Annotated in this window: 18 protein-coding genes and 1 pseudogene; 3 read left to right on the top strand and 16 right to left on the bottom strand. The window is 70.4% G+C overall.

Going from position 1 to position 22603, the window contains the following annotated elements; all coding sequences use genetic code 11:
- Window positions 1-56 precede the first annotated feature (56 nt).
- From topA to OG623_RS18805, 7 genes are all read right to left on the bottom strand, one after another.
- Window positions 57-2924: a type I DNA topoisomerase gene (gene topA, locus OG623_RS18835; protein WP_406147878.1), complete on the bottom strand. Its 2868-nt coding sequence runs from the start codon at window positions 2922-2924 to the stop codon at window positions 57-59.
- A 316-nt stretch (window positions 2925-3240) separates the two neighbouring features.
- Complete coding sequence (locus OG623_RS18830) at window positions 3241-3438, bottom strand: hypothetical protein (protein ID WP_362892263.1); 198 nt, start codon at window positions 3436-3438, stop codon at window positions 3241-3243.
- A gap of 175 nt (window positions 3439-3613) precedes the next feature.
- Complete coding sequence (locus OG623_RS18825; protein ID WP_406147877.1) at window positions 3614-5116, bottom strand: methyltransferase; 1503 nt, start codon at window positions 5114-5116, stop codon at window positions 3614-3616.
- Window positions 5117-5202: 86 nt separating this feature from the next.
- Window positions 5203-5877: a small secreted protein gene (locus OG623_RS18820; protein ID WP_406147876.1), complete on the bottom strand. Its 675-nt coding sequence runs from the start codon at window positions 5875-5877 to the stop codon at window positions 5203-5205.
- Window positions 5878-6121: 244 nt separating this feature from the next.
- The gene (locus OG623_RS18815) at window positions 6122-8518 is read right to left on the bottom strand and encodes a sodium-translocating pyrophosphatase (protein ID WP_406147875.1); all 2397 of its coding nucleotides are present in this window, start codon (window positions 8516-8518) and stop codon (window positions 6122-6124) included.
- A gap of 331 nt (window positions 8519-8849) precedes the next feature.
- Window positions 8850-9296, bottom strand: coding sequence for an ATP-binding protein (locus tag OG623_RS18810; protein ID WP_406147873.1), 447 nt, complete (start codon window positions 9294-9296; stop codon window positions 8850-8852).
- Window positions 9297-9503: 207 nt separating this feature from the next.
- Entirely contained in the window at window positions 9504-9857 is a 354-nt protein-coding gene (locus OG623_RS18805; protein ID WP_003967428.1) for an STAS domain-containing protein, read from the bottom strand.
- 79 nt (window positions 9858-9936) lie between these two features.
- On the opposite strand from OG623_RS18805, the gene OG623_RS18800 reads away from it, so the two are divergent.
- A complete protein-coding gene (locus tag OG623_RS18800; RefSeq protein ID WP_406147872.1) occupies window positions 9937-12513 on the top strand; it encodes a DEAD/DEAH box helicase in 2577 nt (858 codons plus the stop codon).
- A 40-nt stretch (window positions 12514-12553) separates the two neighbouring features.
- Here the strand turns inward: OG623_RS18800 and OG623_RS18795 are convergent.
- From OG623_RS18795 to ssd, 7 genes and pseudogenes are all read right to left on the bottom strand, one after another.
- Window positions 12554-12796, bottom strand: a pseudogene (locus tag OG623_RS18795) (Rv3654c family TadE-like protein); the annotation flags it as partial.
- A 68-nt stretch (window positions 12797-12864) separates the two neighbouring features.
- Window positions 12865-13194, bottom strand: coding sequence for a TadE family type IV pilus minor pilin (locus OG623_RS18790; RefSeq protein ID WP_406147871.1), 330 nt, complete (start codon window positions 13192-13194; stop codon window positions 12865-12867).
- 40 nt (window positions 13195-13234) lie between these two features.
- Window positions 13235-13507: a DUF4244 domain-containing protein gene (locus OG623_RS18785; protein ID WP_406147869.1), complete on the bottom strand. Its 273-nt coding sequence runs from the start codon at window positions 13505-13507 to the stop codon at window positions 13235-13237.
- Window positions 13508-13614: 107 nt separating this feature from the next.
- Window positions 13615-14382: a type II secretion system F family protein gene (locus OG623_RS18780; RefSeq protein ID WP_406151899.1), complete on the bottom strand. Its 768-nt coding sequence runs from the start codon at window positions 14380-14382 to the stop codon at window positions 13615-13617.
- Between the two features lie 41 nt (window positions 14383-14423).
- Window positions 14424-15293 carry a type II secretion system F family protein gene (locus OG623_RS18775; protein ID WP_406147867.1) on the bottom strand — a complete coding sequence of 290 codons (870 nt, stop codon included), beginning with the start codon at window positions 15291-15293 and terminating at the stop codon, window positions 14424-14426.
- On the bottom strand, window positions 15290-16438 hold the full coding sequence (locus tag OG623_RS18770) for a TadA family conjugal transfer-associated ATPase (protein ID WP_406147866.1): 1149 nt from the start codon (window positions 16436-16438) through the stop codon (window positions 15290-15292). The genes OG623_RS18775 and OG623_RS18770 overlap by 4 nt, the downstream gene beginning before the upstream one ends.
- Complete coding sequence (gene ssd / locus OG623_RS18765; RefSeq protein ID WP_406147865.1) at window positions 16435-17583, bottom strand: septum site-determining protein Ssd; 1149 nt, start codon at window positions 17581-17583, stop codon at window positions 16435-16437. The genes OG623_RS18770 and ssd overlap by 4 nt, the downstream gene beginning before the upstream one ends.
- A 499-nt stretch (window positions 17584-18082) precedes the next feature.
- Here ssd and OG623_RS18760 point away from each other — a divergent pair, with 499 nt between their 5' ends.
- Window positions 18083-18916: an HAD family hydrolase gene (locus tag OG623_RS18760; protein WP_406147863.1), complete on the top strand. Its 834-nt coding sequence runs from the start codon at window positions 18083-18085 to the stop codon at window positions 18914-18916.
- A gap of 336 nt (window positions 18917-19252) precedes the next feature.
- On the opposite strand, the gene OG623_RS18755 is transcribed toward OG623_RS18760, so the two are convergent.
- The gene (locus OG623_RS18755; RefSeq protein ID WP_362895017.1) at window positions 19253-20077 is read right to left on the bottom strand and encodes an oxidoreductase; all 825 of its coding nucleotides are present in this window, start codon (window positions 20075-20077) and stop codon (window positions 19253-19255) included.
- Window positions 20078-20179: 102 nt separating this feature from the next.
- On the opposite strand from OG623_RS18755, the gene OG623_RS18750 reads away from it, so the two are divergent.
- Window positions 20180-21175 (top strand): ATP-binding protein, encoded by a 996-nt coding sequence (locus tag OG623_RS18750; protein WP_406147862.1) that lies wholly within the window; start codon window positions 20180-20182, stop codon window positions 21173-21175.
- 49 nt (window positions 21176-21224) lie between these two features.
- On the opposite strand, the gene OG623_RS18745 is transcribed toward OG623_RS18750, so the two are convergent.
- Complete coding sequence (locus OG623_RS18745; RefSeq protein ID WP_406147861.1) at window positions 21225-22559, bottom strand: hypothetical protein; 1335 nt, start codon at window positions 22557-22559, stop codon at window positions 21225-21227.
- Window positions 22560-22603: the final 44 nt, after the last annotated feature.

Here is a 22603-nt window from a genome sequence, read left to right as displayed (position 1 = left end):
GGGGTGACCCCGGCCCTTCCGGCGTTCTCGGCCTCACGGCCTGCTGCCGCAGGCGGTCAGCTCTCCTCGGACGAAGCCGAAGCCGCCTTCTTCGACGCGGTGGCCGACTTCTTCGCCGGCGCCTTCTTGGCGGTGGTCGTCTTCTTCGCGGCCGTCGTCTTGGTGGCAGCCGTCTTCTTGGCGGTCGTCTTCTTCGCCGTCGTGGCCTTCTTCGCGGTGGCCTTCTTGGCCGGAGCCTTCTTCGCCGTCTTCTTCTTCGCCGGCCCCTTGGCCCGCTTCTCGGCAAGGAGCTCGTAGCCGCGCTCCGGCGTGATGTCCTCGACGCTGTCGCCTGTGCGCAGCGTCGCGTTGGTCTCGCCGTCGGTGACGTACGCGCCGAAGCGGCCGTCCTTCACGACCACCGGGGCACCGCTCACCGGGTCCGTGCCCAGTTCCTTCAGCGGCGGCTTGGCCGCGGCGCGCCCGCGCTGCTTCGGCTGCGCGTAGATCGCCAGGGCCTCTTCGACCGTGATGTCGAAGAGCTGGTCCTCGGACGTCAGGGAACGCGAGTCCGTGCCCTTCTTGAGGTAGGGCCCGTAGCGGCCGTTCTGCGCGGTGATCTCGACGCCCTCGGCGTCCTCACCGACGACCCTCGGCAGCGACATCAGCTTCAGGGCATCGGCCAGCGTCACCGTATCGAGCGACATGGACTTGAAGAGTGAGGCCGTCCGCGGCTTCACCGCGTTCTTGCCGGTCTTCGGGGTGCCCTCGGGCAGCACCTCGGTGACGTACGGCCCGTAGCGCCCGTCCTTCGCGACGATCTGGTGACCGCTGACCGGGTCGGTGCCGAGCTCGAAGTCGCCGCTGGGCTTGGCCAGCAGCTCCTCCGCGTACTCCACGGACAGCTCGTCGGGCGCCAGGTCCTCCGGCACGTCCGCGCGCTGGTGGCCGTCGGAGTCCTTCTCACCACGCTCGATGTACGGGCCGTAGCGGCCGACACGGAGCTTGATGTCGTTGCCGACGGGGAACGAGGAGATCTCACGGGCATCGATCGCGCCCAGGTCGGTGACGAGCTCCTTCAGGCCGCCGAGGTGGTCCCCGTCGCCGTTGCCCGCGTCGGAGGCGGCGCTCGCGCCGGTCGTGTCGTCGCCCGCGCCGAAGTAGAAGCGCTTCAGCCACGGCACGGACTGGGCCTCGCCCCGCGCGATGCGGTCGAGGTCGTCCTCCATGCGGGCGGTGAAGTCGTAGTCGACGAGCCGGCCGAAGTGCTTCTCCAGCAGGTTGACCACGGCGAACGAGAGGAACGACGGCACCAGGGCCGTGCCCTTCTTGAACACGTAGCCGCGGTCGAGGATGGTGCCGATGATCGAGGCGTACGTCGACGGACGGCCGATCTCGCGCTCTTCCAGCTCCTTGACCAGCGAGGCCTCGGTGTAGCGGGCCGGCGGCTTGGTCGCGTGGCCGTCCACCGTGACCTCGTCGGCGGTCAGCGCGTCGCCCTCGGCGACCTGCGGCAGCCGGCGCTCACGGTCGTCCAGCTCGGCGTTCGGGTCGTCCGCGCCCTCGACGTACGCCTTCATGAAGCCGTGGAAGGTGATCGTCTTGCCGGACGCGGAGAACTCGGCGTCCCGGCCGTCGCTCGCCCGTCCGCCGATCTTGACGGTGACGGAGTTACCGACGGCGTCCTTCATCTGGGAGGCGACGGTCCGCTTCCAGATCAGCTCGTAGAGCCGGAACTGGTCGCCGGTGAGGCCCGTCTCCGCCGGGGTGCGGAAGCGGTCGCCCGAGGGACGGATCGCCTCGTGCGCCTCCTGCGCGTTCTTGACCTTCCCGGCGTACGTCCGGGGCTTGTCGGGCAGGTAGTTCGCCCCGTACAGCTGCGTGACCTGCGCACGGGCCGCGGAGACCGCGGTGTCCGAGAGCGTCGTGGAGTCCGTACGCATATAGGTGATGAAGCCGTTCTCGTACAGCTTCTGCGCCACCTGCATCGTGGCCTTGGCCCCGAAGCCCAGCTTTCGGCTCGCCTCCTGCTGGAGGGTCGTCGTGCGGAAGGGGGCGTACGGGGAACGGCGGTACGGCTTCGACTCGACCGAGCGGACCGCGAACGCGGAGTCGGCGAGCGCGGCGGCCAGGGCCCGGGCGTTCGTCTCGTCCAGGTGCAGCGTCTGCGCGGAACCCTGCTTCAGCTGTCCGTCGGGGCCGAAGTCACGGCCCTGGGCGATGCGGCGCCCGTCGACCGCGCTGAGGCGGGCGGTGAGCGTCGAGGGGTCGGAGGCGTCGCCTGTGCGTCCGGTGGCGAAGGTGCCCGTCAGGTCCCAGTACTCGGCGGAGCGGAAGGCGATGCGCTCACGCTCCCGCTCGACGACCAGACGCGTGGCGACGGACTGGACACGGCCCGCGGAGAGCCGCGGCATGACCTTCTTCCACAGGACCGGCGAGACCTCGTAGCCGTAGAGGCGGTCGAGGATGCGGCGGGTCTCCTGGGCGTCGACCATGCGCTGGTTCAGCTCGCGCGGGTTGGCGACGGCGGCGCGGATCGCGTCCTTGGTGATCTCGTGGAAGACCATCCGGTGGACCGGGACCTTGGGCCTGAGAACTTCCTGCAGGTGCCACGCGATGGCTTCGCCCTCGCGGTCCTCATCGGTGGCGAGGAAGAGTTCGTCGGATTCGGCGAGGAGCTGCTTGAGCTTCCTGACCTGGGATTTCTTGTCCGCGTTGACGACATAGACGGGCTGGAAGTCGTTCTCGACGTCCACGCCGAGGCGGCGTACCTCACCGGTGTACTCGTCCGGCACCTCGGCGGCGCCGTTCGGCAGGTCGCGGATGTGCCCGACGCTCGCCTCGACGACGTATCCGGGGCCGAGATAGCCCTTGATCGTCTTCGCCTTGGCAGGCGACTCGACAATGACGAGTCGGCGGCCTGCGGTCTCGCTGGTCGGGGACAACTTCGCTCTTCTCTCCGGTCGGCACTCGTGGGCATCCGGGCAGCCCTCTGACGCTGCCCGCGGTGCTGTCGCTGCGGAGTGTGACGGTACAACCCGCCCCCGTGTCAAACGGCAAAAGCCCGCAACGGCCACTCGAACGGTAACCCGACTTCCGCCACTCCTGCCGCCCGGACTGCCGGGTCCGCTCCTCGCGGGGCCCTCGCCTGCGGGTTTCGGCGCCCTCTCGGGGGAACCCGCGGGGCGGCTGCTCGGCGGCCGTCGCGCCGGTCGTCGCGCCGGTCGTCGCGCCGGTCGTCGCGCCGGTCCGAGAAGTGGATCAGATGCGGGTGAAGCACCACACGCCGAGAACGAGGAAGAGTACGCCGAAGAGCGTGGCGAGCACGGTGGAGGCGACGGGGCTCACACCGAGGGCGACCGGCGCGCGCTGGATGGTGCGCGCCCCTGTCCAGACGAGGAGGGCCGCACCGAACAGCGCGAAGGCAGCACCGGCGAAGACCGCGGCGGCACTCTCCATGTCCGAATCCTCACCCTCGTCCCCACGGCTGCCACCGCGGCGCTCGTAGGCCGCCGCGGTGTGCGGGCGGCTCGGCAGTGGGAGGCTGCCACGTGAGGGCGACGCAGGGACGAACCCCGGATGAACACCGCACGGCTGCCGGGAGACGGGTATGGGAAGGATCCGCGCCGGCGTGTCACCGCACGGGCTCGATGAAGCCCTCCTCGACCAGCAGCCGGATCGCCTGTGGCGTACGGTCGCGGAGCAGCACCGGGTCCTCGGCCATCAGCTGCGCGATGGCGTCCAGAATCCGGCCCGCGGGCAGCGAACCGTCACACACGCCCGCGAATCCCGCACCGACCGCGTCGACCTTGGTGGCCCGGCGCATACCGCGGTGCTGACGCAGCACCACATGCTCGGGATCCTCCGCGCCGGGCAGGCCGACCTGCTCCTGCACGACCTCGTCGGCGAGGGTGAAGTGCGCTCCGAGCAGCGCCGCGTCGTCATGCTCCCGCAGATAGTCCTGCCGCGCGAAATGGGCCTCGACCGCGGGCCCGAGGGGCTGCTCCACCGCGTGCGGCCACTCCTCGGCGACGACCGAGGGATGCGCGGCGGCGGACGCGGACTTCCGCAGGGTGATCCAGCCGAAGCCCACGGCCCTGGTGTTCCTGGCCTCGAACTCGTCCAGCCAGGCCTCGTAGCGCTCGGTGTACACGGCGGGGTCGGTGCGGTGGTCGCCGCTGTCGCGGAGCCACAGCTCGGCGTACTGCGTGATGTCCTGCACCTCGCGCTGCACGATCCAGGCGTCACAGCCGGCGGGCACCCAGGAGCGCACCCGGTCCTGCCACTCCTCGCCCTCCACGTGCTGCCAGTTGGCGAGGAACTGCGCGTAACCGCCCTCGTTGAGCCGGTCCCCGGCCTGCTGCACCAGGGTCCTGCACAGGTCGTCACCGCTCATGCCCCCGTCGCGGTACGTCAGCCGGGCACCGGGCGAGATGACGAAGGGCGGGTTGGACACGATCAGGTCGTACGTCCGGGCACCCACGGGCTCGAAGAGCGAACCCTCCCGCAGGTCGGCAGGGGCGGCTCCGGACAGGGCGAGAGTGAGACGGGTGAATTCCAGAGCACGCGGGTTGACGTCCGTGGCCGTGACCCCGGTGGCGTGCTGGGCCGCGTGCAGGGCCTGGATTCCGGAGCCCGTACCGACGTCGAGGGCCGAGGCCACGGGCCTGCGCACGGTGATGCCGGCGAGCGTGGTGGAGGCCCCGCCGACCCCCAGGACGACGCCTTCCTCATGGGAGCCGATGCCGCCGGCACCGCCGACGGCGCAGCCCAGGTCGGAGACGATGAACCAGTCCTGGCCCTCGGGCCCGCCGTAGGGCCGGACGTCGACGGTCGCTCTGACCAGATCGCCCTCGCGGACCACCCAGCCGTCCTGTTCGCACTCCCCCAGCGGGAGGGCCGCGGCGGCGGCGGTGGCCGGGACGGGGCGCTGCAGAAGGAACAGCCGCACCAGCGTGTCGAGCGGTGAATCCCCACGGGTGGCCCGGAGCGCCGGGACGGTCTCGCTGCGGGCGAGCGCGGCGTACGCGGGCGCACCGAGGCGTTCGAGGAGGCCGTCGGCGGTGAAGGCGGCGGCGATCAGGGCTTCGCGGAGCCGGGGGGCACGGTCGGATGCGGGAAGGCTGGACGTACTCACCCGACCATTGTGGCCGCTCCCACCGACAACGGCAGCGGCCCGGCGCCCACGAGGGCGACCGGACCACTGCGGAGGAGGTTGCTCCGCTACGACTTCTCACTCGCCGAGGCCGAGGGAGACGCGGACTTCGAGGACGACTCGGAGTCCGGCGCGGTCTCCGAACCCTCCGAGTCCTCCGAAGCCGAAGCGGACGAACCGGCGGCGGGTGGAGCCGAGGCCGTCGGCTTCTGGCAGCCCTTCTGCTTGGCCATCGCTGAGCCGACATCGCCGGACTGAAGCTTCTTCAGCGCCTGGTCCCCGTTGGTGCTGATCTTGGTCAGCTCGTCGGCGATGTCCTTGAGGCCGTCGGCGAACTTCGCCTGGTCCTTCGTGTCGAGCGCGTCGACCTTCGTCTTCAGGTCCGCGTAGGCCACGGAGGAGGCGTTGAGTTCCTTCACCGCCTCCTTCTGGGTGCTCTCTCCGCCGTCCACGGGAGGCGCGCCGGCCGACTTCACGGCCGCGCCCAGTGCCTTGTAGGCCTTGGAGATCTGCTGGAAGGCGGCCGAGTCGGTCTTCTGGACGTCAGCGGGCTTGCTGTTGTCGGCCGTCTGCTGCTGGATCGCGGCGTTGGCGTTCGCGATCTTCTGCAACTGCGGCTGAACCTGGTCGCAGACGTCCTTCGCCCAGTCGTTCACCTTGTCGTCGCTGTCGTCACCGCAGCCCGACAGCGTCAGCACGAGTACCGCACCGCCGGACAGTGCGGCTGCAAGCTTCTTGTTCACCGGATTGGGTCCCTTCCAAGGCTCTCGGCCCCGGAACTTACACGCCAAGTGGGCGACAATCAGGCGCTGTGCTTCCGATATATATTCTTTTGCAGCCATTTGCACCAAGCGAAACCAGGGAGATACAACTCACCTGCCCACTCGGACACATGTGCGGCCCCTCGGGCCGGAGAAGAGACGCCCGGGACCGGAGACGGCGGACGGCACATCAGGACGCGCCGTCCGCCGCCGTTCTGAACGGGCGTCAGTGGTGAGCCACGCTGTCGCCCTCGCTGTCACCGACGGCGATGCCCCGCCGTTTCGACACATGGACGGCACCGATGATGACGACGATGGCGATGACGGCCACCAGGGCCCTCACGCCCGCACTCGCGTCACCGCCGTAACTGAACTGCACCACCGCGGGGGCGATGAGCAGGGCCACGAGATTCATCACCTTGAGAAGCGGGTTGATGGCAGGACCCGCCGTGTCCTTGAACGGGTCGCCGACCGTGTCGCCGATGACCGTCGCGGCGTGGGCGTCGCTGCCCTTGCCGCCGTGGTGGCCGTCCTCGACGAGCTTCTTGGCGTTGTCCCACGCGCCACCGGAGTTGGCGAGGAAGACCGCCATCAGGGTGCCGGTGGCGATGGCGCCCGCGAGATACGAACCGAGGGCCCCGACGCCGAGGGTGAATCCCACGGCGATCGGTGCCAGGACCGCGAGCAGCCCGGGTGTGGCCAGCTCGCGCAGCGCGTCCTTGGTGCAGATGTCGACGACCCTGCCGTACTCCGGCTTCTCCGTGTGATCCATGATCCCGGGGTGCTCCCGGAACTGCCGCCGCACCTCGTGGACCACGGCCCCCGCCGAACGGGAGACCGCGCTGATGGCAAGACCGGAGAAGAGGAAGACGACCGCGGCCCCGAGGATCAGGCCGACCAGATTGTTGGGCTGTGAGATGTCCAGGCTCAGCCCGAGCTCTCCCGTCCGGGCGCCCACGTCGTCGACCGCGGTGGCGATGGCGTCCCGGTACGAGCCGAAGAGCGCGGCCGCGGCCAGGACGGCCGTGGCGATCGCGATGCCCTTGGTAATGGCTTTGGTGGTGTTGCCGACGGCGTCCAGATCCGTGAGGACCTGGGCACCCGCCCCCGTGACGTCCCCGGACATCTCGGCGATGCCCTGGGCGTTGTCGGAGACCGGCCCGAAGGTGTCCATCGCGACGATGACGCCCACGGTGGTGAGCAGGCCGGTCCCTGCCAGGGCGACAGCGAAGAGCGCCAGCATGATCGATGTACCGCCGAGCAGGAACGCGCCGTAGACGCCCAGCCCGATCAGGAGCGCGGTGTAGACGGCCGACTCCAGCCCTATGGAGATACCCGCGAGCACGACGGTGGCCGGCCCCGTCAGCGAGGACTTCCCGATGTCCCGGACGGGGCGCCGACCTGTCTCGGTGAAGTAGCCGGTGAGCTGCTGGATGAGGGCGGCGAGCACGATGCCGATCGCAACGGCGACCAGGGCGAACACACGCGGGTCTCCGCCGTGCGAGGCGATGGCACCGTCGGTGACGCCGTCAAGCTCGGCGTACGACGAGGGCAGATGGACGAAGACGGCCACGGCCACGAGGACGAGCGAGATCACGGCGGACACGAAGAATCCGCGGTTGATGGCGCTCATCCCGCTGCGGTCGGCGCGCCGGGGAGCGACGGCGAAGATCCCGATCATCGCGGTGACCACGCCGATCGCCGGAACGATCAGCGGAAAGGCGAGCCCCGCGTCGCCGAAGGCGGCCTTGCCCAGGATGAGTGCGGCCACGAGCGTCACGGCGTACGACTCGAAGAGGTCGGCGGCCATGCCCGCGCAGTCGCCGACGTTGTCGCCCACGTTGTCGGCGATGGTGGCGGCGTTGCGTGGGTCGTCCTCCGGGATGCCCTGCTCGACCTTGCCCACGAGGTCGGCGCCCACGTCGGCGGCCTTGGTGAAGATGCCTCCGCCGACCCTCATGAACATGGCGATCAGCGCGGCGCCGAGGCCGAACCCCTCCAGCACCTTGGGCGCGTCGGCGGCGTAGACGAGCACCACGCAGGAGGCGCCGAGCAGGCCGAGGCCCACCGTGATCATGCCGACCGCACCGCCGGTACGAAAAGCGATCTTCATCGCTTTGTGGGAAACGGTGGTGAGATCTTTTTCCGGCCCGCCCTCTGCCGGAGTCGCCTCACGCGCGGCGGCGGCCACGCGCACATTACTGCGGACGGCGAGCCGCATACCGATGTATCCGGTGGCCGCCGAGAAAAGCGCACCCACCAGGAAGAACAGCGAGCGCCCCGCGCGCTGCGACCAGTTGTCGGCCGGAAGCAGCAGAAGCAGGAGGAACACGACGACGGCGAAGATGCCGACGGTACGCAGCTGCCGGGCCAGATAGGCATTCGCGCCTTCCTGGACGGCCGCCGCGATCTGTTTCATGCGTTCGGTGCCTTGGCCGGCCGCCAGCACCTGGCGTACCAGCAACTGGGCCACGACCAGTGCGGCCAGGGCGACGACCGCGATGACGACGACGACGAGCCGGTTGCCGTCGGTGAGTACTGCGGCTGCGAGTGAGGTGGACCGGCCGGTGGGTACGGACCCGTGCGTCAGTTCTGCCAGTGGGGTGTTGAAGAACTCCGCCATACGTCCTCCTTGACGCTGAGCGCTCAAGACGTGGACGGATTGTAGGGAGAATAAGCTGATCAAAACAGTGGGTGGTCAATGAAATCGGCTTCCGTGCACCCAATGGCAAATTATCTCGCTCGCGCCGGAACCCGAATGCAGTAATGGGCCAGAGGCATGGCGCACTTAATCGCTGGAGATCATTGATCTACCCGATGGATCAAGCCCGAACAAAAAATGCCCTGCTCAGCAGGGCCCGTGGTTCGGAAAAGGCCAGGGTCAGGAGCGGGGAAAGGCACAGGAACGGGCCAGGAACAGGCCAGGAGCGGGGAAAGGCCAGGAGCCGGAAAGATCAGGGAAGCGCTACGGCGGGGGCCGTCGGCCAGGTCATGCGGATCACTCCGCCGTCCGCACCCGTGCGGACTTCCACGTCGTCGACCAGCCCGCTGATGACCGCGAGGCCCATCTCGTCCTCGCTGTCGGCCTCGGTCTCCGGATCGTCCGGACCTCCGCCACCGGCCACTGCCCGTGCCACCTCGCTCCCGGGGGCGGGAAGCCCATCGCCGACCTCGATGGAGAACGCCTTCTCCTCCTCGGTCAGGACGACCGTGACCGGGGCGGCGATGTCATGGCTCCGATGCAGTCCCACGGCGCGACTGCACGCCTCACCGACCGCGAGTCTGACCTCGTCGAGCACCGCCTCGTCCACGCCGGCCCGGCGCGCCACGGCGGCTGCCACGAGGCGGGCCGTCCTGACGTGTTCGGGCTGAGCGCTGAAGCGGAGTTCAACGGTTGGCATGCCATCCCCCTCGAACGTACGGGCGTGCATCTCAGGGGCCCGGGCTTGGCGCCCGGTACCCCTGTTCTCGTTCTCTTCCGAGAACCGACGAAGCCGGCAGCCGACCACATGGCCGACCGCCTGCTCATGACGGCCCGTCTGCTGCCGTCTGCCGGTCTGTCACTGCCTGCTGGTCGGCCTTGGCGCTGCCCACCCGCATCCGACGGTTCAGTCGGTGGCGGCGACAGCCTCGTCGACCGTGGTGTGAATGGGAAACACCTTGGTCAGACCTGTGATCCGGAAGATCTTGAGAATGCGCTCCTGGTTGCACACCAGGCGCAGCGAGCCCTCATGGGCCCGGACACGCTTCAAGCCGCCCACGAGCACGCCGAGGCCGGTGGAGTCGAGGAAGTCGACGCCTTCCATGTCGACAACCAGGTGGTAGCTGCCGTCATTCACCAACTCGACCAACTGCTCGCGCAGCTTGGGCGCGGTATACACATCAATCTCGCCACCGACCTCGACGACCGTACGGTCGCCACCAGGCCCGGACACATTGCGAGTCGACAGGGACAGGTCCACGGATCCTCCAGCACCTTGCTATCGAGCGGTCGCCCCTCGGTCTCCCCGACGGAGGCCAGGGGACGGATCGCCAGCCGCGATGGCATTCAATCACTTACCAGCAGCCATGCACGACGCCTTGGGACCATTGTCCGCCACGCCAGTGACACACTCGGTGCCGATGGCCAAGAATCACCGCCCCAGTCGACCACCCGAGAACGCGGGCTCGCGCCCCTCTCCCACGGTGGTTCTCGACCGGCTCGCCGCAGCGGCGGGCCGGGCAGCGCGCATCACTCATACGGAGCACCTGCCCCCGCGGACGGGAACCCATGCCCTCTGGCCGGACCGCATCCGGCCGGAAGTGATCTCGGCAATCGGCCAGGCCGGAATCGGCCATCCGTGGACGCACCAGGCCTCCGCGGCCGAGCACGCCCTGGACGGCGAGTCCGTCGTGATCGCCACCGGGACGGCGTCCGGAAAGTCGCTGGCCTACCTCGCTCCGGTGCTCAGCACCCTCCTCGACGGCTCCGAGGCCCCGAACGGCCGCGGCACCACCGCCCTGTATCTCGCCCCCACCAAGGCTCTGGCCGCCGACCAGCGCCGGGCGGTGAAGGCGCTCGCAGCCCCACTCGGCTCCGCGATCCGGCCGGCGGTCTACGACGGGGACACGCCGGTCGAAGAACGCGAATGGGTGCGCCAGTACGCCAATTACGTCCTGACCAACCCCGACATGCTGCATCGGGGGATACTTCCGTCCCACCCACGCTGGGCATCCTTCCTCCGCTCCCTTCGCTTCGTGGTCATCGACGAGTGCCACACCTACCGGGGCGTATTCGGCTCCCATGTCGCCCAGGTCTTGCGCCGTCTCCGCCGCCTCTGCGCCCGCTACGGGTCCGACCCCGTCTTCCTCCTCGCCTCCGCCACCGCCGCGCAGCCCTCGGTCGCCGCGGGCCGCCTCACGGGCCTTCCCGTCAAGGAGGTCACCGACGACGGCTCACCCCGGGGCGAGATGGTCTTCGCCCTCTGGGAGCCGCCGCTGACCGAGCTGCACGGCGAGAAGGGGGCCCCCGTACGCCGTACCGCCACGGCCGAGACCGCCGACCTCCTGACCGACCTGACCCTCCAGGGCGTGCGCTCGGTCGCCTTCGTGCGCTCCCGGCGCGGCGCGGAGCTCATCTCCCTGATCGCCAAGGAGCGGCTCGCCGAGGTGGACCACTCGCTGCCCGGGCGCGTCGCGGCCTACCGCGGCGGTTATCTGCCCGAGGAACGCCGGACCCTGGAGCGCGCGCTGCACTCCGGGGACCTGCTCGGACTGGCCGCCACGACCGCCCTGGAACTCGGCATCGACGTCTCGGGCCTGGACGCCGTCGTCATCGCCGGCTATCCGGGGACCCGTGCCTCCCTCTGGCAGCAGGCGGGCCGCGCCGGACGCTCGGGGCAGGGCGCCCTCGCCGTCCTCGTGGCCCGGGACGACCCGCTGGACACCTTCCTCGTCCATCACCCCGAGGCGCTGTTCGAGCAGCCCGTGGAGTCGACCGTTCTGGACCCGGACAACCCGTACATCCTTGCTCCCCACCTGTGCGCCGCCGCTGCGGAACTCCCCCTCACGGAGACCGACATCTCGCTCTTCGGCCCCGCGGTCCCCGAGCTTCTGCCGCAGCTGGAGGCCGCGAAACTGCTGCGCAGGCGGCCAACGGGCTGGCACTGGACCCGCCGCGAACGCGCCGCCGACCTCACCGACATCCGCGGCGGGGGCGGCCGTCCGGTCCAGATCGTCGAGGAAGGCACGGGCAGGCTGCTGGGGACCGTGGACGAATCGGCGGCGCACACCGCTGTTCACGAGGGCGCCGTCCACCTCCACCAGGGCCGGACGTATCTCGTCCGTACGCTGGATCTGGAGGATGCGGTGGCCCTGGTGGAGGAAGCCGTCCCCCCGTATTCGACCAACGCCCGCGACACGACGGCGATCACCGTGCTGGAGACCGACACCGAGATCCCGTGGGGTGACGGGCGGCTCTGCTTCGGCTCCGTCGAGGTCACCAACCAGGTCGTCTCCTTCCTGCGCCGCCGGCTGATCACCGGAGAGGTCCTGGGCGAGACCAAGCTCGACCTGCCGCCCCGCACCCTGCGCACCCGTGCCGTGTGGTGGACCGTCACCGAGGATCAGCTGGATGCCGCCCGGATCACCCCGGAGATCCTCGGAGGCGCCCTGCACGCCGCCGAGCACGCCTCGATCGGGATGCTGCCGCTCTTCGCCACCTGCGACCGCTGGGACATCGGCGGTGTCTCCGTTCCGCTTCACCCCGACACGCTCCTTCCCACGGTCTTCGTCTACGACGGCCACCCGGGGGGTGCCGGCTTCGCCGAGCGCGCCTTCCACACCGCCCGCACCTGGCTCACGGCCACGCGTCAGGCCATCGCGTCCTGCGACTGCGAGGCGGGCTGCCCGTCCTGCATCCAGTCCCCCAAGTGCGGCAACGGCAACGAACCCCTGCACAAACGGGGCGCCGTACGCCTCCTGACCGAACTGCTCAGGACCGCACCGCAGGACGCATCCCCACCGCCGGGGGCGCCGGGGGCGCCGGGGGCGCCGGGGGCGCCGGGGGCGCCGGGGCCGCCGGGGGCGTCAGGGGCGTCAGGGGCGTCGGAGCCTCCGGAGGCCCCGCTCGCGCCCTGACCTCCGGCGCGTACGGGCCGAAGCGCGCGCGGGTGGTCACGTCGGCGATCTCGCCCTGGACCCCACAACGCACGAGCTCCGCCCCCTGGGCAACGGCGACCTCACCGGCCGCCCCGCACGCCGCCTCCGCGCCCCGCAGCGCCCGATCGGCCGCGGCGAGAGCCGCCAGATCCGCCGCCCCGCCGGCCCTGTGCCGGGCGGCCACGGCCTGGCCGAGAGCGAGCACCACCGCGAACACCGCGCAGAGTGTCGCCGTGGTGATGGCCGCCCAGACCGTGGCCATCCCCCGGTCCCCGGCCCGGGACCCCGCAGCCGTCCCGTTCGGCCCCGTCCTCCTCGGCCCCGTTCTCCTCATGGCTCCTCCCCGACGGTGTCCTCGGCCAATGCGACGGCCTCGGCCCGCAGTGTCAGGCCCAGCGGTCCCGGTCCCGGCGTCGGCGCTTCCACCCGGACCCGCCACAGCTCACCGGACCTCTCCACGGCGACCCGGGCCCGGCCGGGCGCCACTTCCTGCGCCGCCGACCGCACCGAGCCCTCCGGCTCCGACCTGGCCGCAGCGCGTGCTCCGGCCCGAGCGGCGTCCACACAGCGGATCTGGTCCGCCGCGGCCACCAGCGCCCAGACGAGGGCCAGGACGAACGCCACCAGCACAGGGACGGCCATGGCGGCCTCGGCCGTCACCGCTCCCCCGTCGCCGCCTCTGCCGCGCCTCCGGGGCCCCTCAGAACTTCGCATCGAGAGCGCCCTTGATCAGCGACTGCAAGGCCGACAGCACCGCCCCGCTGGTAACCACCTTGTAGAGCACCGCCGCGAACGCGCAGGCGGCGATGGTGCCCACCGCGTACTCGGACGTCGTCATCCCCCGGTCGTGCCCACGACACCGGACACACGCGCCGATCCTGTTCTGCCACGTACGGCGCAGAGCGCCCAGGGATCGCCCCAGGACGTGCCTGCTGTTCCTGGCGTTCCCGATGTTCCTGACTTTCCTGCTCATCTCAGCCCCCATGCTCACCACTCCACGCTCGATCAGGTCCCACGTTGTTTCGTTCGGAACTGCGCCCCGCCGCCCCTCGGACTGGCACAGGGGAAACAGCTCACCGTTCAGCCGCGGTGCAACAGACCGGTCGCCAGTCCGATCACCACCGGCGCCACTCCCACCGCCAGAAAGGCGGGCAGGAAGCAGAGCCCCACCGGCGCGGTGATCAGCACACCCGCCCGCTGGGCACGCGCCACGGCCGCGCTCGCCCGCTCGGCGCGCATCTCGTCGGCCAGCCCGGAAACCGGATCCGCCGCAGGCGCACCCGTCGACGCGGCGCGCTCAAGACAGCGGGCCAGGGGTGCGGCACCCGGCAACTCCCCGAAGCGGCCCCATGCCTCGGCCGGTTCACCTCCGAGCAGGATCTCGGCCGCCGTACGAGCCAGCCGCTCGCCGACCGGTCCGCCGATGGATTCCCCGACGGCCTCCGCCGCGTCCCGCGGTCCCGCTCCCGCCGAAAGGCAGGACGCCAGCAGATCCGCGGTGATCGGCAGCTGTTGGGTGATCAGAGCGGCCTCGGCGTCCCGGCTGGCGGAGCCACGCGTCCTGACGGCTCGTCGCCAGCGCCACAGGCCGTACGCCGCCGCGAGACCTGCCCCGATCCCGGCCGGTCCGCCCACGAGGATCCAGCCGGCCGCCCAGACGGCCGAGAAGACCGCCCACCGTCGGGCGCGGCTCCAGTCATGTGTCCTCGGATCCACCCACCGCTTCCTCGGGCCGCCCGCCTCCCAGCTGGTCAGCAGCGCCCCTCGTCTGCGTATCGCCCGCTCGTGTCGCCGGGCCGTGAGAGCGAGGGCGAGATACGCGGCTGCGCCCAGCGCGGTCCCCGCCATCCCGGCCGCGCCCCGCGCATCCTCCGCGCCGGGCACGCCGCTCACACCGCCTCCCCCGCCCGCACGATCCGCGACGCCCAGAACAGCCCCGCGCCCTCCAGCAGGCCGCCCGTCACCAGGCAGACGAGTCCGCCCGGGGTGTGCAGCAGAACTTCCAGCGGGTCCGCTCCGAGTGCCGCCCCGAGCCCCAGACCGACCGCGGGCAGCAGCGCGAGGACCACAACCGTCGACCACGCGCCCGCGAGCTGCGCCCGCAGCTCCTCCCGGCGCCGTCTTTCACCCCGCAAGGCCTTCTCCAGGCGTGCCAGGCCTGCCGCGAGACCGGCGCCGCCGTCCACCGCCACCCGCCAGCAGGCGGCCATACCCGCAAGCCCACCGAGGCCGGGCCCCGCCGCCGCGTGCCGCAGCGCGCCCGCCACATCGCCGCCGAACCGTGCGGCGGCCAGCACGGCGGGCTCGGCGGTGCCCAGCGCGGCGGCATCCCGCGCGGCAGCGAGGAGCGCCTGTCCGGGCTCGCGCCCTGCCCGCAGCTCACCGACCACCGCCCCGCAGAGCGCTGTCACCGCGTCGGCCGCCTCCTCCCGCTCGCGCCGCTGCGCCCGTCGACGCAGCCAGCGCCTCACGAGGGGAACCGCCACGGCGCCCGCGAGCAGCGGCAGCACCGATTCACCCAGCAGAGCGAGAAAGGCCGCCACAGGGGCACACAGCCATTCCCGTCGCCCGGCGAAGAGCTTGCGGCCCATGGCCAGGACCGCCGACCGCCGCTGCTCGTCGCCCCGCCCGGTCATCAGCATCCGGGCCCGCCGCGCCCCCGGGTCCCGGGACACGGCCAGAGCGCCCGCCAGACCCGCACATCCCGCCATCGTCCACGCCGGCATCTGCGTCAGTACGTCAGAGCCCGACGGCGTCATGACCCATCCCCGATCAGCGCCCCGAGCCGCGCCCAGCCGCGGTCCGGCTCGAACCCGCCGGCGCCCCAGCGCAGCGCGGGCGCGGTGATGACCAGGCCCGTGGTGTCCCTCTCCAGCACATGCACCTCGGCCACCCGCCGTCTCCCGCCCCTGTCCCGCACGAGATGGACCACCACGGACAGCGCCGCTGCCAACTGACTGTGCAGGGCCGCCCGGTCGAGCCCCGCGGCCGTCCCGAGCGCTTCCAGGCGCGCCGGTACGTGCTCGGCGGCGTTGGCGTGCACCGTGCCGCAGCCGCCCTCGTGGCCCGTGTTGAGGGCTGCCAGAAGCTCCGTCACCTCGGCGCCCCGGACCTCTCCCACCACCAGCCGGTCAGGACGCATGCGCAGCGCCTGGCGCACGAGGTCCCGCAACGTCACTCGCCCAGCACCTTCCTGATTGGCGGGACGCGACTCCAGCCGCACCACATGCGGGTGATCCGGGCGTAGTTCCGCCGAGTCCTCGGCCAGCACGATGCGCTCCCGCTCGCCGACCGCACCCAGCAGGCTCGACAGCAGGGTCGTCTTCCCCGCGCCCGTCCCCCCGCTGATCAGATACGAGACGCGGGCCTCCACCAGAGCTCTCAGCAGCCGGTCACCGCCGGGCGGGACCGTCCCCGCCGCCACGAGCTCCGCCAGTGTGAAGGCACGGGGCCGCACCACACGCAGCGAGAGGCACGTCGAGCCGACGGACACCGGCGGCAGGACCGCGTGCATACGCGTCCCGTCCGGCAGCCGCGCGTCGACCCACGGCCGGGCGTCGTCCAGCCTGCGCCCCGCCACAGCGGCAAGCCTCTGAGCCAGCCTCCGGACCGCCGCCGCGTCCTCGAAGACGACACGGGTGAGCTCGAGTCCACCGCCGCGGTCCACCCACACCCGGTCCGGAGCGGACACCAGCACATCGGTCACCGCCGGGTCGGCCAGCAGCCGCTCCAGCACTCCGGTGCCGACCAGCTCGCCGCGCAGTTCCTCGGCGGCGCCCAGGACTTCCGCGTCACCGAGCAGACGGCCCTGCTCCCTCAGCGCGGCAGCCACCCCGGCCGGGGTCGGCGCCGCACCGCTGCGGGCCAGTCGTTGCCGTACGGCGTCGAGCAGCGCGTCGGTCATGACGTCCCACCCCCGCGAAGCCCGGCGGGGACGGCGTCGGGGCGGCCCGGAGCATCCGCCAGATCCCAGAAGGCCGCACAGAAACGGGCCAGCGCACCGCGGGGATTCCCGCCCGGGGGCACACCGCCGTCCTGAGCCGATGACAGTCCGGCTTCCGTGGGCAGGTCGCCGACGAGTGGGAGGCCCAGCGCCTGTGCCACCCACTGCTCGTCCAGGCCCGCTGTGTAGGGCCCACGGGCGATGACCCGCAGATCCTCCAGGACCGTGCGGGCGGCCGCCGACACACGCTGAGCCGCCGCGACCGCTCTGAGCTCCCCGGGCACGACCAGCAGCCCGATGTCCAGCTGCGCCAGTGCCTCGGTCACGCTTGCGTCGAACCGCCGCGGCAGGTCCACGACCACCGCCCCACCGACCCGCCGAGCGGCAGCGAGCACCGAGCACATGGCCTGCGGGGGAACGATCACTTGGTCGTCCCTGTCCCAGCTGAGCACCCGCAGCCCGTGCAGCGCGGGCAGGGACTCCTCCAGCACACCTCCGCCCAGTCGCCCTTTCGAGCGAGCGAAATCCGGCCATCGCAGGCCCTCGGACTGCTCCCCGCCGAGCAGCACATCGATCCCGCCGCCCAAGGGATCGCCGTCGACCAGCATGGTCCTTCGACCCGTCCTAGCCGCCGTCACGGCGAGCGCGCAGGCCAGCGTGGACGCTCCCGAGCCGCCGCGTCCCCCCATCACTCCCACGGTGAGCGCCGACCGGCCCACGCCTTCCACCGCATTGGCGATCTGGTCGACGAGCCAGCCTTCGGAATCAGGCAGTGTCAGCACATGGTCGGCCCCGATCTCCACCGCGCGGCGCCAGACGCCGGGGTCGTCGGGGTCGCGCTCGCTCCGTCCGACGAGCATGACGCCTGTCCTGCGGGGCACCCCGCGGCACCCGCGCGCCGCGTCGTCACCCACCAGGATCATCGGGGCCCGCTCCCAGGCACCTCTCTCCCGCGGCGGCCCGTGGCGTACCTCCGGCACCGCCCCGGCCGCCGCGCACAACCTGAGCAGATCGTCCAGCAGATCCGGGTCCTCGGTGAGGATCAACGGCCCGTCCCGCCGTTCTCCGGCGCTCGGCAGGCCTTCGCCCCCGATAGATCCAGCCACGATCTCCGCCCCTCTCGCTGTCTCCTCCAAGTGCGGTCTCGCGGCGATCTCGAACCCTTCCGAGATGCGCGATTCCGGAACCCACGGACTTCGCGGGTGGAATCAACATGCAGCGACGCGGAAAAACATGTGGATCTTGCTCAAAAACTGTGGACAAGTGAAGCGTTGTGAATATCTCTGTAGCTCGTACAGGGGACTTTCGCAGCGCATCCCTTCCACTACACACGGTGACGAGCCATGATCGAGGGAGCCCGCACGGGAGAAGCCAGAAACGGAGCATCAGGAGGGGGCGGGTCCGGATTTTCCACACGAAACGTGTCCGGACATGCGACGACCCCCGCCGGGGGGGAGAGCGGGGGTCGTCCCCACGGCCGACTCGGGGGGGGAGGAGTCGGACCGGGTTAGCACGGTCGCGAACGATCCGTGACTTCCATGGTGTACCCGAGCCCCTTCTCAGGCAAACCCGCCTACCGGATTTTACGCCGAATGGCGGGCCCCTATGCTCACCTTTGTGGATAACTGCTTCTCGCCGCGCACAGCAGCCTTCTTTGACCTGGACAAGACGGTCATTGCGAAGTCATCGACACTGACCTTCAGCAAGTCCTTCTACCAAGGAGGGCTGATCAACCGTCGCGCCGTACTGCGCACCGCGTACACACAGTTCGTGTTCCTCACCGGGGGCGCCGATCACGACCAGATGGAGCGGATGCGTGAATATCTCTCGGCGCTCTGCAAGGGGTGGAACGTCCAGCAGGTCAAAGACCTCGTGGCCGAAACTCTGCACGACCTGATCGACCCCATCATCTACGACGAGGCCGCGACCCTCATCGAGGAGCATCACACCGCCGGGCGGGACGTGGTCATCGTCTCGACCTCCGGCGCCGAGGTCGTCGAGCCGATCGGGGAACTCCTCGGCGCCGACCGGGTGGTGGCGACCCGGATGGTCGTGGGAGACGACGGCTGCTACACCGGCGAGATCGAGTACTACGCCTACGGGCCGACCAAGGCCGAGGCGGTCAGGGCTCTCGCGGAATCGGAAGGCTACGACCTGTCCCGCTGCTACGCGTACAGCGATTCCGCCACCGATGTGCCGATGCTCAAGTCCGTGGGGTATCCGCACGCCGTGAACCCGGACCGGGCACTGCGGCGTGAGGCCACGCTCCGGGAATGGCCCGTTCTCTCCTTCGACCGACCGGTCCGGCTCAAGCAGCGCCTGCCCTCCTTCTCGATGCCACCGCGCCCGGCACTCGTCGCGGCGGCCGCACTGGGCGCGGCCGCCGTGACCGCCGGGCTCGTCTGGTACGCCAACCGTCGCCGCACCGCCACCATCTGACCGTTCCGACCGGCGGACATGTCCGACCTGGCCGCGTTTGAACATAAAAGTAAAGAAAAGCGGCCGGCACTTCCGCTCCGCCCGGTCCGGGAGTACAAAGGATTCAACGGCCCGCGAGACCAAGGACATCCGAGAGGATCACCTTTACGCACAGGCCCCACGGACCGAGCACGAAAGCCGAGCACCCACGCGACGTCGACCCGTCGATTACGGGCCAGCCGCACCAGGTGACGGGCAAGAACCCGACCTGATGGGCACACACCGAGGACGCTTGGTAACTGGGCGGACGTGCCAGCGGCGGTACCGGAACCGGTACCGCCGCAACACTTTCTCCGCTCAGGCCGCGCCGCGCTGGAGCGCCTCACACACCGCCGTGGACTCCCTGACACCGAGCTCCACCGAGCGCCCGCAGTGGGCGATCCAGGCGGCCATACCCTCCGGCCGCCCCGACAGGTACCCCTCGAACGCTGCCACGTAAGCCGCGCGGCCCTGCTCGGCATGGCCGACTTCGGCAGGGCAGATCGACTTGGGATCCAGTCCGCTGCCGATCAGCACGATGCGCTCGGCGGTCCGGGCGACCAGGCCGTTGTGCGAGCCGAAGGGCCTCAGCGCCAACAGCTCACCGTGCACCACCGACGACGTCACCAGAGCGGGGGCCGAGCCGCCCGCGATGATCAGCTGCGACAGGCCTTCAAGGCGTCCGGACACCTCGTCCGCACCCGGTACCGGCGCCTCGATCAACGGCTCGTCGACCGGCTCACCCGCCAGTCGCGGCCGGCCGACCGTCTCGTCCGGAGTCGCGCCGCCCGCCGCCACCAGATGCAGGCGGGCCAGGACGCGAAGCGGGGACTGCCGCCAGATGGAGAGCAGCTGCCCCGCCTCTGCAGTGAGCCGCAGAGCGGCACCGATGGTACGGGCGTCGGCCTCACCACTGAAGTCGGTGCGCCGGCGCACCTCCTCGAGATTCCAGTCGGCACCCGAGAGCGCCGCCGAGCCACGGGCGCCGCGCAGGGCCGCCTCCGCGGTGACCTCGTTGCTGCGGCGTCGCATGACCCGGTGCCCGTAGACCCGGTCCACGGCCTTGCGTACGGAGTCCACCGCGTCGGCCACCCCCGGCAGGTCACCCAGGGCGGCAAGCGGGTCCGAGGAAGTCGTACTCATAGGTAAGGAGGCTACGCGCCCCGATTACGGATGCCGCCCGGGAGTGGTCTTCTTCACGAAGAGGGACAACAGTGAGCGATGAGTCCGCTACCGTAAGTGAACATGAAGATCGCTTTCGTAGGGAAGGGCGGCAGCGGCAAGACCACGCTGTCCTCGCTCTTCATCCGCCACCTCGCTGCCAATGAAGCCCATGTCGTCGCGGTGGACGCCGACATCAACCAGCATCTGGGGGCCGCCCTCGGCCTGGACGAACGGGAGGCCGCCGCCCTGCCCGCCATGGGGGCCCAGCTGCCTCTCATCAAGAACTACCTCCGGGGAAGCAACCCCCGTATCGCGTCCGCCGAGACGATGATCAAGACGACGCCGCCCGGAGAGGGGTCCCGGCTCCTGAGCGTCAGCGAGGACAACCCTGTCTACGACGCCTGCGCCCGCACGGTCCGTCTCGACGACGGGGAGATCCGGCTGATGGCCACCGGCCCGTTCAGCGAGTCCGATCTCGGCGTCGCCTGCTACCACTCGAAGGTCGGGGCGGTCGAGCTCTGCCTCAACCACCTGGTCGACGGGCCGGACGAGTACGTGGTGGTCGACATGACGGCGGGGTCGGACTCGTTCGCGTCAGGGATGTTCACCCGCTTCGACATGACCTTCCTGGTCGCCGAACCGACTCGGAAGGGTGTCTCCGTCTACCGCCAGTACAAGGAGTACGCGCGGGACTTCGGAGTCGCGCTGAAGGTGGTGGGCAACAAGGTCCAGAACGAGGACGACCTGGAGTTCCTGCGCGCGGAGGTCGGCGACGACCTGCTGATCGGCGTCGGCCAGTCCGACTGGGTCCGGACGATGGAAAAGGGCCGCCCTGCGCCGTTCGAACTGCTGGAAGCGGACAACCGGATGGCCCTGCAAGCCCTGCAGAACGCCGCGGAGGACTCGTACGCCCTGCGCGACTGGGAGCGTTACACGCGGCAGATGGTGCACTTCCACCTGAAGAACGCCGAGAGCTGGGGCAACGAGAAGACGGGCGCCGATCTGGCTGCCCAGGTCGACCCCGCCTTCGTCCTGCAGGAACACCGTGCGGAGGCGGACGCCGCCCAGCCGGCCTGAGCCGGAGCGAGCGGCGCCCGCGGGTGAGCCCCGCGCCTACGGGTGAGCGCTACTCCGCACTCCCATCGGCCCCCTTGCCTGCCGGCTGGTCTGCCGGCCTGGCAGGCACGGGGCTGCTCGCGGGCTTACCCGGGGCCGTCCCAGCAAGGAAGGCGGTCCAGCCGGGCTTGGGCTCCTGACCGACCTTCAGCGTCCCGAGCCTGGCGAGCGTGGCCGGATCCTGCGCGTCCAGCCAGTCGGCGAGCCGGCGGAAGGAGACGCACTGCACGTCCTTCTTGGTGCACACCGTCTTGATCGTCTCCTCGACCGCACGCATGTAGGTGCCGCCGTTCCAGGATTCGAAGTGGTTGCCGATGATCAGCGGAGCCCGGTTGCCGCTGTAGGCGCGGTCGAAGGCCTGAAGCAGACCGTCCCGCAGCTGGTTGCCCCAGTACTCGCGCTTGTCGGGGTCGCCCTGCGTCGTCGTACCGGACTGGTTGAACATGAAGTTGTAGTCCATCGAGAGCGTCTCGAACGCCCGGCCGGGCACGGGGACGAGCTGCATGGAGAGATCCCAGAGCCCGTCCTTCTTCGTGGGCCAGACCTGGTTACGGATTCCGCTGGAGTCGTAGCGGAACCCCATGGTCCGTGCGGCCGCGACCATGTTCTTCTGCCCCTCCAGGCACGGGGTGCGGGCGCCGATCAGCTCCTTGTCGTAGTCGAAGGGCAGGGGCGCTTCCCCCTTGAGATCGGGGGAGTTCGTCTTCCAGCTCTTCACGAACGACTTGGCCTGGCTGATCTCGCTCTTCCACTCCTCGACCGACCAGGTGCCGACACCCCCGTCAGGACCGCAGAAGTGCCCGTTGAAGTGGGTGCCGATCTCGTTGCCCTCCTGCCACGCCGCACGCAGCTCCCTCAGCGTGTCGTGGATTCCCTCCGCATCGTTGAATCCGATGTCGGAGCTACCCACCGAGTGCTGCGGGGGGTCGTAGAGTGCCTTCTTCTTCTCCGGCAGGAGGTACACGCCGCTGAGGAAGTACGTCATCTTGGCGTCGTACTTCTTCGCGACCTCCCGGAAATGCGAGAAGAGCTTCTGGCTGTCCTCACCCGCACCGTCCCACGAGAACACCACGAACTGCGGGGGCTTCTGGCCGGGCTTGAGCCGCTTGGCCACGGGGATTTCCGGCTGGGCTCCGGTAAAGGCGGTGGAGCCGTCGCCGATGAGCTCGACCGCCCCCTTGGGCGCCGCCGCGGGAGAGTTCTCCTCCGCGCCCGGGGCGGACTTCTTGCCCGCCCCGGGCGCGGAGCCGGACGCCCCCGTCCCGGGAACCGAGCAGCCGGCAAGTCCGGCGACCAGGGCCGTGGCCACGGCTCCCAGGGCGATCCGCTTCGCGACGGCCATCATCCGTCCACCCTCTTCCTTGCAGGATTCGTGCGTTGAAGTACGCC

Origin of the sequence: Streptomyces sp. NBC_01012, assembly GCF_045162755.1 — a bacterium.
GTDB lineage: Bacteria > Actinomycetota > Actinomycetes > Streptomycetales > Streptomycetaceae > Streptomyces.
This window is presented reverse-complemented; position numbering and strand designations above follow the sequence as displayed.